This window comes from Dietzia sp. B32 (assembly GCF_024732245.1).
In the GTDB taxonomy this organism is placed as follows: domain Bacteria; phylum Actinomycetota; class Actinomycetes; order Mycobacteriales; family Mycobacteriaceae; genus Dietzia.
Map to the genome: position 1 here is coordinate 1,141,075 of NZ_CP093845.1, position 13,556 is coordinate 1,154,630.

Genomic DNA, 13,556 nt, shown 5'->3' on the forward strand with positions numbered 1-13,556 from the left:
TGATGGCGGGCTCTCGCGGGGTGGGGCCGGGGCCCGCCGTGGTGGAACTGAATTCTTCGGGTGCGGGGCGGGCGACAGGAGCTGCCGCCCGCCCGCCTACTTATTGCGCCAGCTCGTCGGCCGCCGAGGACTCGTCGCGCGAGAGGTTGATCCCCAGGTTCGCGGCGGTGCGGTCGAGATCGTCGTCGTCGCCCTCACCCAGGGAGACGGCCTGGCCGTCGCTGGAGAGCACCTCCACGTTGAGGCACAGCGACTGCAGCTCCTTGAGAAGCACCTTGAAGGACTCCGGGATACCCGGCTCCGGGATGTTCTCGCCCTTGACGATCGCCTCGTAGACCTTCACGCGACCCACGACGTCGTCGGACTTGATGGTGAGCAGCTCCTGCAGCGTGTACGCCGCGCCGTAGGCCTGCATCGCCCAGCACTCCATCTCACCGAAACGCTGGCCACCGAACTGGGCCTTACCGCCGAGCGGCTGCTGGGTGATCATCGAGTACGGACCGGTCGAGCGCGCGTGGATCTTGTCATCCACGAGGTGGTGCAGCTTGAGGATGTACATGTAGCCCACGGACACCGGGTACGGGAATGGCTCGCCGGAACGACCGTCGAACAGGGTCGCCTTGCCGTCGCCCTTGACCATGCGCTCACCGTCACGGTTCGGCAGGGTGCAGTCGAGCAGGCCGGTGATCTCCGTGTCCGCCGCGCCGTCGAAGACGGGCGTGGCCGTGTTGGTGCCGGCCTCGACGCTGTGGATCTCCTCCGGCAGCTTGGCCGCCCACTCGGGCAGGGAGCCGTCCGCCTCACGGGGAACCTCCCAGCCGGCCTTGGCCAGCCAGCCGAGGTGGGTCTCCATGATCTGGCCGATGTTCATACGACGCGGGACACCGTGCGTGTTGAGGATGATGTCCACCGGCGTGCCGTCGGGCATGAACGGCATGTCCTCGGCGGGGAGGATCTTGCCGATGACGCCCTTGTTGCCGTGTCGGCCGGCGAGCTTGTCGCCGTCCTGGATCTTGCGCTTCTGCGCCACGTACACGCGCACCAGCTCGTTGACGCCGGGGGGCAGATCGTCGTCGTCGTCCCGCGAGAAGACGCGGACGCCGATGACCTTGCCGGACTCACCGTGGGGCACCTTGAGCGAGGTGTCGCGCACCTCGCGCGCCTTCTCACCGAAGATGGCGCGCAGCAGGCGCTCCTCCGGGGTCAGCTCGGTCTCGCCCTTGGGCGTGACCTTGCCGACGAGCACGTCGCCGTCACGGACCTCGGCGCCGATGCGCACGATGCCGCGGTCGTCGAGATCCGCCAGGACCTCGTCGGAGACGTTGGGGATGTCCCGGGTGATCTCCTCGGCGCCCAGCTTCGTGTCGCGGGCGTCGATCTCGTGCTCCTCGATGTGGATGGACGTGAGCACGTCCTCCTCCACCAGGCGCTGCGAGAGGATGATCGCGTCCTCGTAGTTGTGGCCCTCCCACGGCATGATCGCGACGAGCAGGTTCTTGCCCAGCGCCATCTCGCCGTTCTCGGTGCAGGGGCCGTCGGCCAGCACCTGGCCGGCCTCGACGCGGTCACCCTCGTCGACGATCGGCTTCTGGTTGGAGCAGGTGCCCTGGTTCGAACGGGCGAACTTCGACAGGCGGTAGGTCTGACGCCCGCCGTCGTCGTCCATCACGGTGATGAAGTCGGCCGAGACCTCCTCCACCATGCCCGCGGTGGTGTTGACGACCACGTCGCCGGCGTCCACGGCCGCGCGCAGCTCCATGCCGGTGCCGACGAGCGGCGCCTCGGAGCGCACGAGCGGGACGGACTGCCGCTGCATGTTCGCACCCATGAGGGCACGGTTGGCGTCGTCGTGCTCGAGGAACGGAATCATCGCGGTGGCCACGGAGACCATCTGGCGCGGCGAGACGTCCATGTAGTCGACGTCGCCCGGCTCGACCATCTCCACGTCACCGTGCTTCTTGCGCACGAGGATGCGGTCCTCGACGAAGCGGTACTCGGCGTCGATCTCCGAGTTGGCCTGCGCCACGACGTAGCGGTCCTCCTCGTCGGCCGTCAGGTAGTCCACCTGATCGGTGACGACACCGTCGACGACGCGGCGGTACGGGGTCTCGATGAAGCCGAACGGGTTGACCCGCGCGTACACCGACAGCGAACCGATCAGACCGATGTTCGGACCCTCGGGGGTCTCGATCGGGCACATGCGGCCGTAGTGCGAGGCGTGCACGTCGCGGACCTCGAGGCCGGCGCGCTCACGCGAGAGGCCACCGGGGCCCAGCGCGGACAGGCGCCGCTTGTGGGTCAGACCCGACAGCGGGTTGTTCTGGTCCATGAACTGCGACATCTGGGAGGTTCCGAAGAACTCCTTCAGCGCCGCGGTGATGGGCCGGATGTTGATGAGCGACTGCGGGGTGATCGCCTCGGAGTCCTGCGTGGTCATGCGCTCGCGGACGACGCGCTCCATGCGGGACAGGCCGACGCGGACCTGGTTCTGGATGAGCTCGCCGACGGTACGCAGACGACGATTGCCGAAGTGGTCGATGTCGTCGACGTCGACCGGCACCTCGCGGCCACCGCTGACCTGCATCGAGTTCTCGCCCGCGTGGAGACGCACGAGGTACTCGATGGTGGCGGCGATGTCCTCGCGGGTGAGCGTGGTGGTGGCGTCACCCTCGGGGTCCGGCAGACCGAGCTTGCGGTTGACCTTGTAGCGGCCGACTCGGGCCAGGTCGTAGCGCTTCTCCTTGAAGAACAGGTTCTCCAGGAGCGCCTCCGCGGACTCGCGGGTCGGCGGCTCGCCCGGGCGCAGCTTGCGATAGATCTCCAGCAGGGCCTGGTCGGTGTCCTCGACCGTGTCCTTCTCGAGCGTGGACATCATGATCTCGGAGAAGCCGTAGCGCTCCTTGATCTCCGTGGTGGTCCACCCGAGCGCCTTGAGCAGGACGGTGACCGACTGGCGACGCTTGCGATCGATGCGGACACCGACGGTGTCGCGCTTGTCCACGTCGAACTCGAGCCACGCGCCACGCGACGGGATGACCTTGACGGAGTGGACGTCCTTCTCCGTGGACTTGTCGCGGTTGCGATCGAAGTACACGCCCGGGGACCGGACGAGCTGCGAGACGACGACCCGCTCGGTGCCGTTGATGATGAACGTGCCCTTGTCGGTCATCATGGGGAAATCGCCCATGAAGACGGTCTGGGACTTGATCTCGCCGGTCTCGGTGTTCTCGAACTCGGCGGTGACGAACAGGGGCGCCTCGTAGGTGCGGTCCTTTTCGCGGCAGTCCTCGAGGGACGCCTTGACCTCTTCGAAGTACGGCTCCGAGAACGAGAGCGACATGGAACCGGAGAAGTCCTCGATCGGGGAGATCTCCCTGAGGATCGACTCGAGGCCTCCCTCGAGGTTCGTGGTACCGCGCGAGGCGGCCCTCTCTTGCCACTCCTCCGACCCGATGAACCACTCGAACGACTCCGTCTGGAGGTCGAGCAGCCCCGGCACCGGCAACGGCTCGGTGAGCTTCGCGAACGAAACTCTCCTCGGCGCACCGGGAACGGTGGAGACTGACGTGGTCTGGCGGGAGACTGCCAAGATGGGTCCTTCCAGCACCTCACGTGATCACCACGGGCGGTGACCACAGATGTATCTGCGAGCGGTCCGCCGACGGGTATCCGCCCGGATCCGCCGCGATACCGAGGGCTCGGAGAACACCCGGTGAAACCGGGATAGAGCCGTCACGGACGGACGGGAGGGCAAATAGCAGCCAGCGCAACGACCTAATCTATCGGAAGGCGGCGACAAAGTCCAGCCTTCAACGGAGAAGACCCCGGAGGCTGGTCGCGTGCGTGGCGCGGCGTCCGTCTCTGCGCTGGTTGCCCTCGTGGCTCTCGCCTCATCGGCCCCCGGTCGGGACGTCGCACCCGGACCGTGACGCCCTCACTTGAGCGGGTCTCGTCCGATGCACCTAAAGGGTGACGGGTGAAAGCGCGTTCGTCAAGGATCCGACCCGGTCCGTTGCCGGATCGGCCTCCCCGCGGTCCCCGTCAGGAGGGCAGATCCGGGATCCGCGACAGTTTCCACACGCCATCGACCTTGTCCAGGCCGACCAGGTACGTGCCGCTGGTGCTCCCCGCGGCCGCGCCGTCCCGGGTCATCGACACGTCCTGGACCAGGAGGACCTCGGCCTTGTCGTCCTCCAGGTAGGACAGGCCGGCCTCGCGCACCTGCGCGTCGACCGTCGTGGCGGTCTGCTCGTAACTGTCGCGCAGCGCGGGCCAGTTCTGGTCGAGCTCCTCGACGAGCGGCGGGGTGAGGAACTCACCGAGGGAGTCGTGGTACTGGTCCAGCGTCTCGTGGTCGATCGCGACGAGCCTCTGGACGTTGGTCGTGGCGGCGGTGAGGACCTCGTCGGTGGCCTGCTGGTCGACGAACGCCCGGTTCTCGACCGAGATGCCCGGCTCGGTCGCGAGGAACGCCCCCGCGGCCCCGGCGACGAGGCCGACCGAGAGAGCGGTGATGGTCAGCGTCCGCGCCGTGGGACGACGACGAGCGGCACCTGCCCCCGATCGGTCGTCGTCTCCGTGATCGCGCACCTCGTCGTCGTCACGATCCCGGCCCACCCGGGACGTGGAGTCCACACGGGTGGGTCCGCCGTGGCCGGCCAGGCGTCGCCTGGCGGGCGCGGGGACAGGTTTCTGGGTCCTCTTGATGGGTGGCATCAGTTGCTCCCGCTCTTCCTCATCGCCCGGCGGAGGTGGTCGGCGCCGGCGTCGGCGTCGATGTCTCCGCCTCCTCGGCCTCGGCCGTCTCGTCCTGCGCGTCCCCTGCCTCGGGCATCCGGAGTTCCTGCACCGACCGGCTGGACTGCCCGACCGGGACCGTCACTCCCACCTGGTTGACCGCGTCGGCCTTCCACTGCCCGTCCACACGGGTGAGGTCGACGCGCATGGCCTGCCGACCGGTGATGTCCTCCTGGCCCTCGCGCTCGGAGTGCGCGGTGAACACGACGAGGACCGCCGCGTCCCCGGCGTCCCGGTCCAGCATCTCCACCGCGGCGTGGGACACCGTCGCCGTGGTGACCGCCTTCTGCTCGGTCACCCGCGTGCGCACGTCCTCGGCCCACTGTTCCTGCTCGGCGAGGAAGTCGCCCGTCGACGCCGCGGCCAGCTGGCCCAGGGAGTCGTCCACGCTGCGGTGGTCGAAGCTGAACGCGTTGATGATGACCTGGGAGGCGACGTCCGCGACGGCCTCCCGCTCCTGCGCCACCTCCTGTGCCGACCGCGCCTGGAGGTACTTCGCCCCGAACACCCCCAGCGTCGCCAGGCCGGCGACGAGGATCACGACGGCCACGACCGCCAGCCACCGCGGGACCCTCACCCCGGTGCGGGCCGCGCGCCCGGCGTCGACTCCCCCGTTCGTCTCCTGAGAACTCATGGCGGCGACGGTACCGGAACCCCCGCGGGCCGGGTCATCGCCCGGTGCCGTCGTCACCGCGGGATCAACCCCTGGAGGACGGCGAGCTGCTCGGCGGCCACGGACAGGTTGAGCCTGTCCGGGTCGATCTTGGGCTTGGTGTCCCACGGCTGCGGGACGTCGGGGTGTGCGTACTCGACCCGGTCGGCGCCGCGGACGGCCGTGGGGCTGCCGAACGGCACCGTGCACCGCGCGTCGTAGTTCGGCGGGAAGTTCTGCTCCTGCGGGTCGAAGGACGGGTCCTGCGCCTTCATCTGCTCGATGATCTCGTAGGTGCCCTCGTAACCCTGGGTACACGTGGTCGGGTTGTCCATCTCCAGGACCAGCCCGAAGTGGATCGTGCCGTCTCCCGGCGCCACGGACAGGCCACCGGCGGACAGGGCCGGCAGCAGCTGCAGCAACACCACGAACGACGGGGCGAGCGGGTCGACCGTCTTCATGGTGGTGGACAGGTTGCCCACCGCGCGGGTGAGCGGCTCGCCCGAGTTCTCCACGAGGTAGCGGGTCTCGTCTGCGAACTCCGGCGCGGTGGTGATGAGTCGTTCGAGATCCGAGTCGGAATCGCGCAGCGCCTCCGTCACGGTCCGGAGGTCCCGGGAGAAGCTGATGATCTCCCCCGACTGGTCGGCCTGGGTGTCGAGCACGGTCGCCCCGTCGCGGATCAGTGCCTGGAGCTGCGGCATCGTGCGGATGCCCTCGTCGGAGAGGCGGATCAGCGAATCCGACAGGCGCTGGAGTTGTGGGCCGCGGCCCTCGACCGCCTTGCCGAGTTCGTCGACCATCACCTCGAGGTCGTCCAACGGCACCGAGCGCGACAGCTCGTCGACGGAGGCCAGCAGGTCCTCCACCCGTACCGGGAGGGCCTCACGGCCGGCCGAGACCACGTCCCCGTCTTTCAGGTGCGGCTCGGAGTAGCTGTTGGGACGCAGGTCGACGTACTGCTCACCGATCGCCGAGCGGTTGGCGACCACGGCCACCGTGTCCGCCGGGATGTCGGGGGTGCTGGAGTCCAGGTCCAGCTCGACCCGCACGCCGTCGTCGGTGAGCGTCAACTCCCCCACTCGTCCGACGGGTGTGCCGCGATAGTTGACCGCCGCGTTGGTGAACACACCGCCGGTGTCGGGCAGGTCCAGATAGACCTTGTACTGCCCGATGCCGAACAACGACGGCAGGCGCACGTAGTTGGCGCCGACGTAGGCCACGCCGACCGCCGCGATCACGCAGAACGCGATGAGCTGGGCTCTCAGTGTCTTGCTCATCGGTATCCGGGCTCCCCTGGTTCGGGCAGGTACTTGTCGGAGAACTCCGAGGTACCCGGCGCGGGCCTGGGCTCCACGGCCCGGTCCATGATCGGTGGGATCGGTAGCAGTGGCAGGACGATGGTGGTTCTCCGGTCAGGGCCGTTGCCACCCTCCCACGGGTTCCCGGGGTCGACGTTGTACGGCCCGCGGGTGGTGATCGGCCGCAGCGGCACCGGATCACCCTGGTTCGCCCCGAGGTTGCGGAGCGTCTCGGAGATGGTCGCGTCAACCGAGAGGAACACGTTGGCCGAGCCACCGATGGTCGACCGGATCGACGAGTCGGGGAACGGGAAGGTGGGGACGAAGCCGGTGAGCTCGATGAGATCGGGCGTCGACTCTCCGAGGTACTGGAGCACCGGCCGCAGTGCGCGCAGGTCGGCGATGAGGTCCTCTCGGCTGGTCAGCAGGATGTCCGATCCCACCTCACCCAACGCGTCGATCCGGCGCAGCATCTCCACCAGCTGGGGCCGCTGCTCCTCGAGGACGGCCACGCCGGCCGGGAGCTCGTCGAGTGCGGCCTGGATCTGCTGACGCTGGTCGTTGGCCCGCGTCGTCATGAGGTTCACCCCGTCGAGCGCGGCGGTGATGCTGTCTCGCTGTCGGTTGAGCCCGGAGATGAGCTCGTCCGCGGACCGCAGGGTCTCGGTGAGCCCCTCCTCCCGGCCGTCCGTGACCTTGCGTAGCTCGGACACGATCGGCTGCAGCTGGTCGACCCCGCCTCCGTTGAGCAGGAGCGAAAGGGCCCCGAGGACCTGTTCGATATCAGTCGCGGTGCGGGAGTTGGAGGTGGCGATCACGTCGCCGTCCGACAGCTGCCCGGTGGCCGGCTCGTCCTCCGGCGGGGTGAGCTGGACGAACTTCTCGCCGAGCAGGTTGGTCTGCTGGATCGAGGCCTCGGCGTTCGCCGGGAGGTCGAGATCATCGCGCAGGACGATGTCCACCTGGGCGGTCCACCCGTCCTCGGCGAGCGAGATCCCGGTGACGCGCCCGGCGTCGAGGCCGTTGACCTTGACGGTCGACTGCAGCACCAGGTCGAGCACGTCGTCGAACCGGATGGACACCTCCATGGGGTCGTCCCCCACTTCTGCGCCGCCCGGCAGGGTGTAGTCCTCCAGGTTCATGGAACACCCGGCGGCCAGTGCCGCGACGAGGGCGGCCGAACCCAGCGCACGGCCCGCGCGTCCTGCCGTGGTGATGTGGCGGATCATCCCCGTCCCCCTTCGGACGCGGGCGTCATGGGCCACCCGCGGTTGCCCTCGACGGTGCCGGGCACCGGGATGGACTGCTTCATCTCGCCCGCCAGGATGCCCAGGGGCAGGTCCGGGTTGGCGTCCCTCAGCTCCTGGTTCCGCTGCGGGGCCAGCGCCTCGCACGCCTGGATGTCGGCGCGCCGCAGGTTGTCGAGCTCCTGGAAGAGCTCGCTGCCCGGGTTGAGGCGACCGAGCTTCATGATCTGACAGAGGATTCCGGCCGGGTTCTGCTTCTCCGGGATGTTCGGCCGCATCGACAGGGTCCCCGACTCCGCGTCGTACGCGCTGATGAGGTTGGACAACGCCAACGGCGCCACCTTGAGGATCTCCTCCAGGTCGTCGCGTTGGTCGGCCGTGATCTGGCTGATGGTGACCAGGCGGTCGGCGTTGCTGCGGATGACGTCCTGGTTGTCCCGTACCAGTCGCGCGACGTCGGCCAGCGCGTAGCTCAACTCGCCGAGCGCTCCCTGCAGGTCTTCGCGTTGCCCGGCGACGGTCTGGTTGAACGTCGCCATCTGGGAGTTGAACTGGCGTACCTGGGCGTCGTTCTGCGCGAGCATAGTGACGAAGGACTGCAGGTTGACCACGGTCTCGCTGATGTCCTGGCTCGAGTCCGCGAGCGTGGTGGCGGCGCCGGACAGCTCGTCGATCGAGCGTCCGAGCGCGGCCCCGTTGTCCGCGAGGGTGTCGGCCGACGCGGCCACGAACCGGTCGAGTGCACCGTCCCGGTTGGCGCCGTCCGGGCCGAGGGCCTCGGTGAGGTCCTTGATCGACGCGTAGAGCTTGTCGACCTCGACGGGCGTGGCGGTGCGTTCGAGCGGGATGTGCGCTCCGGATTCCATCGTGGGTCCACCGGAGTACGCGGGCACCAGCTGGATGTTGCGATCCGGGATGACCGAGGGGGTCACCTGGACGGCCTTCGCGTCGACGGGGACCTCGACCCCGCGGGAGACGTGGAGTGTGACCTCCACCGTGTCACCCATCGGCGTCACCTCGTCCACCGAGCCCACGGTCACGCCGAGGATCCGTACGTCGGTCCCCTTGGAGATGCCCACCGCGCTCGGGAAGGTGGCGGTGATGGTGGTCCGTCCCAGCCGGGTGACGGCGAGGTAGGTGACGGCCACGATCGCGACGACGACGACGAGGAGCAGCGCGACCAGCCAGTACGGCAGCTTCTTGTGCATCATTTGATCCCACTCTGTCGAGCCGGCGTGCGGGCACCCGGGTAGAAGGGCGGTTCCGGCACGCCCGGCGGGATGAGGTTGGTGACCACGGAGTCGAACCACCGTCCGGTGCCCAGCAAGTTGGCGTACAGCCGGTAGAAGGGTGCCAGGTTGTGGATGGACTTCTTCAGGTCCTCCTCGTGATCGGTGAGGATCTCGAGGGCGGAGTCGAGGCTGTCCAGGGTCGGGCCGAACTTCGCCTCGTTCTCCCCCACGAACCGCCGCAGTTCGCCGGACAGTCCGCGCGTCGAGGCCAGGACCAGTTTGAGAGTCTCGGACCGCTGGTTGAGTTCACCGAGCAGCTGACCGGTTCCGATGATGAGTCGCCGGAAGTCGTCGTTGCGCTCCGCGAGGATCGCCGAGCTGGTCCGGGTGGCCTCGAGGAGCTGGCGTAGCTCCTCGTCCCGGCTGGAGATGGTCTGGGAGAGTCGGGACACCCCGTCCACTGCGCTGCGGAACTCCTCGGGTGAGGCCTGCATGGCGTCGGTGAGGGTGTCCAGGCTCTCGGCCAGTTTGGCGTCGTCGATCGCGTCGAGGGTCTCAGCAGCGGAGGAGAACGCGGTCACCACGTCGTACGGGGCCACGGTGCGCTCGAGCGGAATCGGCTCGGAACGGTCCAACTCCCCCGTCCCGGCCGGGCTCAGCGCGAGGTACTTCTGCCCCAGCACCGTCTTGACCTGGATGCTCGCCCGCGTGTCGTCCCCGAGCCACGCGTCCTTCGCGCGGAAGCCCACGAGCACCTTGTCGCCCTCGAGCTCCACGCCGGTCACGACGCCCACCTTCACTCCGGCGACACGTACCTCGTTGCCGTCGGCGAGGCCCGCGGCCTCGGAGAAGTACGCCTCGTACTTGGGGCCCGCACCCACCACGGGCAGCGAGTCCAGCTGGAACGACCCGAGGGTGAGCACGAGGATCACGACCACCCCGATCGCGCCGATCGTGGCGTTTCCGAACCGGGGCTCGCCCGGCCTGCGCTTGCTCACGGGATGCCCCCTTCATGGCACCGCGGTGCGACGTTGGTGTACACGGTGTGGTTGACGGTCGGCCCTCCGGACGGGAGGAGATTGGGCACTCCGTTGCCCGGTCCGTGGACGACGTCGAGGCCGCAGAGATAGAACTGGAACCAGGATCCGAACGACCCCATCCGGATGAGGTTGTCGGTCTTGCGCGGCATGTTCTCCAGGACCTGGCTGAGCTTGTCCTCGTTGTCGGCGAGGTTGTCGGTGACGAGCTTGAGGTGGTCGAGGGACTCGGTGACCGCCGGGCGCGTCGCGGTGACGACGTTCTCCGCCGAGGACGTCAGGTCCGCCATCGAGTCGAGCGAACTCCCGATCGCGTCCCGTTCGCCGGCCAGCCCCTCGACGAGCTGCCGGGTGGTCACGACGAGCTGCTGGAACTGCACGTCCCTCTCGTTGATCGTCTCCAGGACCCGGGTGAGGTTGTCGATCACCTCGCCGATCACCCGGTCGCGATCGGCCAGGTGGTTGGTGAGCTGCCCCGTCTGCTGCACCAGGCTGGTCACGGTGCCGCCCTCGCCCTGCAGGACCCGCACGAGGGAGTCCGCGAGCGCGTTGACGTCCTCGGGCTGCAGGGTCGTGAACAACGGTCGGAACCCGTTGAACAGTGCCGTGAGATCGACCGCGGGGGACGTCTTCTCGATCGGGATGGTGGTGCCCTCGGGCAGGGCCGGCTGGACCGGGCCCGGCTCTCTCGAGATGTTCATGTACCGCTGGCCGATCATGTTGCGGAACCGGAGGGACAGGTGGACGTTGGCGGGCAGCGTCCGGTCGCCGGACATCGTGAAGTACACCTTGGCCTTGTCCCGGTCGTGGACCTCGAAGTCGGTCACGTGCCCCACCACCACGCCGGCGATGCGTACGTCGTCGCCCTTCTCGACCATGGTGGCGTCCGAGAAGACGGCCGAGTACTCGACGCCGTCCTCGCGGGTGCCGCCGCGGATCGTGGTGGCGAGGATCATGCTCAGCAGGCCGGTCACCACGATGAAGACGACGAGCTTGATGAACGAGGACAGCAGCCCACCTCGGAAGAGCGCCTTGAGTTTGGTGGTCATCGGAAGGCCACCTCCGTCCCGCGCAGCGCCGGGGCGCCGATCGCGCCGATCCAGCCCGGGATCTCGGCGGCGTCACGTGAGGTGGCGACGCCGTACACCGTGCGGACGGTGTCCGTCTCGACCGGCGATCCCGCGTAGGCCATGGCCATGACGTCGCGGTCCTGCCCGGCCGTCACGGTGGACGGGAACGGGAGGTTCGGCTGCTCCGGAACGGCGCGGCCCGGCGCGGCGGGAACCGATCCGCGGGTCCGTAGGGACGGCACCGGGCCGTCCAGGTCGAGGGGGTTGGGCAGGGTGGGGATGAACTGCGGGCCCGGGTTGCGCGTCGGCGGTTGGAACGACCCGTCCGCGATCGCCCCGCCCGGGGCCATGGGGAAGATGGCCGGCTCCTGGGCCGGCTCGTAGCAGCGCGGTCCGCGGGTGTCGAAGAAGCGGGGCTCATCCTGGTTCGGCACGTACCGGCCCTTCGGGTTGACCACCTCGATCGTCACCCGGATGCCCGGGTGCGGATCCCCCACACCGAGGATCGCGTCGGAGCGGTCCAGCGCGAGCATGAAGTTCTCGACCGTGCAGGGCAGGGCCGGGGAATACTCCGCCAGGTACTCCAGGGAGGTCCGCGAGTCCGCGGCCAGGGCGATGAGATCGGATCGGTTGTCCGAGAGGAAACCGGTGAGGGTCTCCGCCGACCGGGTGATGCGCTCCAGTCCGTCCGCGATGTCGGGGCGTCGCTGCACCACCGTGTCGCCGGTGGTGCGCAGCGCGTCGAGGGCGTTGATGAGATCCGGGAGTGCCTCGGAGTAGGTCTGGGAGAAGGTCGCGAGGTCGGCGAGACCGGACTCCAGGGCCGGCATCTCCTCGGTGATGCCCTCGAAGACCTGACCGATCTCCACCAGGCTCGCCCCGATCTCGTCTCCGCGACCCGCCAACGCCTGGTTGAGGGCCCCGAGGGTCCCGGCCAGCTTCTGCGGCGGGACGGCTTCGAGCACGGGGAGCAGACCGTCCAGGACGCGGCCGAGTTCGGTGGCGTTACCGCGGGTGTCCTGTTCGATCGTGCTGCCTGCCTCGAGGGTGCCTGCGGGCTGGTCGGGGAATCCGAGGTCCACGTACCGCTCGCCGAACAGTGTCTTGGGCAGCAACCGGCCACTGACGTTGGCCGGCAACTGGTCGATGAGGTCGGGATCGAACTCCAGGTTCACGCGCACCCGTTCACCGTCGGGCTCGAGGCCGGCGACCCGTCCGACGAGAACGCCGCGAGCCTTGACGTCGGCGTCGACGGGCAGCGAGTAGGCCATGTCGTCGGTGATCATGGCGACGCTGTCGGAGGAAGTGAACGCGCGGTTGTAGATCGCGATGGTGGTACCGACGAACGCCACGACGATGACGATGAACAACGCGGCCAGGAGTCGCGTCTTAAACGGGGACAACTCGTTCATCCGGCCACCCGCACAGTCGTGGTCGTGCCCCAGAGGGCGAGGCCGACGAAGAAGTTGAGGATGGCGACGACGACGATGGTCGTCCGCACCGCCCGGCCGACCGCGACGCCGACGCCGGCAGGCCCTCCGGTGGCGGTGAATCCGTAGTAGCAGTGGATCATCACCAGCACGAACGCGAAGATGATGACCTTGACGAACGAATAGATGACGTCTTCCGGCGGCAGGAACAGATGGAAGTAGTGGTCGAACGAGCCGGTGGACTGGCCCTGGATCATCGTGTTCACACCTCGGGTGGCGAGGTACGACGAGAGCAGACCCACCACGTAGAGCGGGATGACCGCGACGAAACCGGCGATGATGCGAGTGGTGACCAGGTAGGGCACGCTCGGGATCGCCATCACCTCGAGGGCGTCGATCTCCTCTGAGATCCGCATCGCGCCGAGCTGGGCGGTGAAGCCACACCCGACGGTGGCGGACAACGCGAGCGACGCCACGAGGGGCGCGACCTCGCGGGTGTTGACGTACGCCGACAGGAACCCGGTCAGGACCGAGCTACCGATCTGATCCAGCGCCGCGTACCCCTGTAATCCGACGACGACGCCGGTGAACCCGCTCATCATGACGATGACGCCGATCGTGCCGCCGAGGACGGCGAGCACGCCCACCCCGAAGGTCACCTCGGCGATGAGCCGCAGGACCTCCTTGCGGTAGTGAACTACGGTCTGTGGGATCCACCGGATGGCCCGGAGGTGGAAGGCGAGCTGGTCGCCGAGTGAATCGAACGAGGCGATGGGGCCACGGACCATCG

The 13,556-nt window shown here is 68.4% G+C and carries 10 protein-coding genes; all 10 read right to left on the reverse strand.

Annotation, left to right across the window (positions count from 1 at the left end; translation table 11 throughout):
- Positions 1-100: 100 nt before the first annotated feature.
- Positions 101-3,607, reverse strand: a complete 3,507-nt coding sequence (locus tag L8M95_RS05435; RefSeq protein WP_260488490.1) for a DNA-directed RNA polymerase subunit beta — start codon at positions 3,605-3,607, stop codon at positions 101-103.
- Positions 3,608-4,041: 434 nt separating this feature from the next.
- Positions 4,042-4,716: a hypothetical protein gene (locus L8M95_RS05440; protein WP_260488491.1), complete on the reverse strand. Its 675-nt coding sequence runs from the start codon at positions 4,714-4,716 to the stop codon at positions 4,042-4,044.
- Positions 4,717-4,735: 19 nt separating this feature from the next.
- Positions 4,736-5,431 carry a hypothetical protein gene (locus L8M95_RS05445; RefSeq protein WP_260488492.1) on the reverse strand — a complete coding sequence of 232 codons (696 nt, stop codon included), beginning with the start codon at positions 5,429-5,431 and terminating at the stop codon, positions 4,736-4,738.
- A gap of 53 nt (positions 5,432-5,484) precedes the next feature.
- Complete coding sequence (locus tag L8M95_RS05450) at positions 5,485-6,729, reverse strand: MCE family protein (RefSeq protein WP_260488493.1); 1,245 nt, start codon at positions 6,727-6,729, stop codon at positions 5,485-5,487.
- Positions 6,726-7,979: an MCE family protein gene (locus L8M95_RS05455; protein ID WP_260488494.1), complete on the reverse strand. Its 1,254-nt coding sequence runs from the start codon at positions 7,977-7,979 to the stop codon at positions 6,726-6,728. Before L8M95_RS05455 ends, L8M95_RS05450 begins: the two co-directional genes overlap by 4 nt.
- Positions 7,976-9,205: an MCE family protein gene (locus L8M95_RS05460; protein ID WP_396119751.1), complete on the reverse strand. Its 1,230-nt coding sequence runs from the start codon at positions 9,203-9,205 to the stop codon at positions 7,976-7,978. The genes L8M95_RS05455 and L8M95_RS05460 overlap by 4 nt, the downstream gene beginning before the upstream one ends.
- The gene (locus tag L8M95_RS05465) at positions 9,205-10,227 is read right to left on the reverse strand and encodes an MCE family protein (protein WP_260488496.1); all 1,023 of its coding nucleotides are present in this window, start codon (positions 10,225-10,227) and stop codon (positions 9,205-9,207) included. Before L8M95_RS05465 ends, L8M95_RS05460 begins: the two co-directional genes overlap by 1 nt.
- Positions 10,224-11,315 (reverse strand): MCE family protein, encoded by a 1,092-nt coding sequence (locus L8M95_RS05470; protein WP_260488497.1) that lies wholly within the window; start codon positions 11,313-11,315, stop codon positions 10,224-10,226. The genes L8M95_RS05465 and L8M95_RS05470 overlap by 4 nt, the downstream gene beginning before the upstream one ends.
- Positions 11,312-12,748 carry an MCE family protein gene (locus L8M95_RS05475; protein ID WP_260488498.1) on the reverse strand — a complete coding sequence of 479 codons (1,437 nt, stop codon included), beginning with the start codon at positions 12,746-12,748 and terminating at the stop codon, positions 11,312-11,314. The genes L8M95_RS05470 and L8M95_RS05475 overlap by 4 nt, the downstream gene beginning before the upstream one ends.
- A complete protein-coding gene (locus tag L8M95_RS05480) occupies positions 12,745-13,554 on the reverse strand; it encodes an ABC transporter permease (RefSeq protein ID WP_260489172.1) in 810 nt (269 codons plus the stop codon). The genes L8M95_RS05475 and L8M95_RS05480 overlap by 4 nt, the downstream gene beginning before the upstream one ends.
- Between the last annotated feature and the right edge of the window lie 2 nt (positions 13,555-13,556).

Excerpts from the sequence above, each read along its gene's own strand:
- L8M95_RS05470 (WP_260488497.1), bottom strand. The coding sequence starts at position 11,315 with ATGACCACCAAACTCAAGGCGCTCTTCCGAGGTGGGCTGCTGTCCTCG.
- L8M95_RS05480 (WP_260489172.1), bottom strand. The coding sequence starts at position 13,554 with ATGGTCCGTGGCCCCATCGCCTCGTTCGATTCACTCGGCGACCAGCTC.
- L8M95_RS05440 (WP_260488491.1), bottom strand. The coding sequence starts at position 4,716 with ATGCCACCCATCAAGAGGACCCAGAAACCTGTCCCCGCGCCCGCCAGG.
- L8M95_RS05460 (WP_396119751.1), bottom strand. The coding sequence starts at position 9,205 with ATGCACAAGAAGCTGCCGTACTGGCTGGTCGCGCTGCTCCTCGTCGTC.
- L8M95_RS05450 (WP_260488493.1), bottom strand. The coding sequence starts at position 6,729 with ATGAGCAAGACACTGAGAGCCCAGCTCATCGCGTTCTGCGTGATCGCG.
- L8M95_RS05475 (WP_260488498.1), bottom strand. The coding sequence starts at position 12,748 with ATGAACGAGTTGTCCCCGTTTAAGACGCGACTCCTGGCCGCGTTGTTC.
- L8M95_RS05455 (WP_260488494.1), bottom strand. The coding sequence starts at position 7,979 with ATGATCCGCCACATCACCACGGCAGGACGCGCGGGCCGTGCGCTGGGT.
- L8M95_RS05445 (WP_260488492.1), bottom strand. The coding sequence starts at position 5,431 with ATGAGTTCTCAGGAGACGAACGGGGGAGTCGACGCCGGGCGCGCGGCC.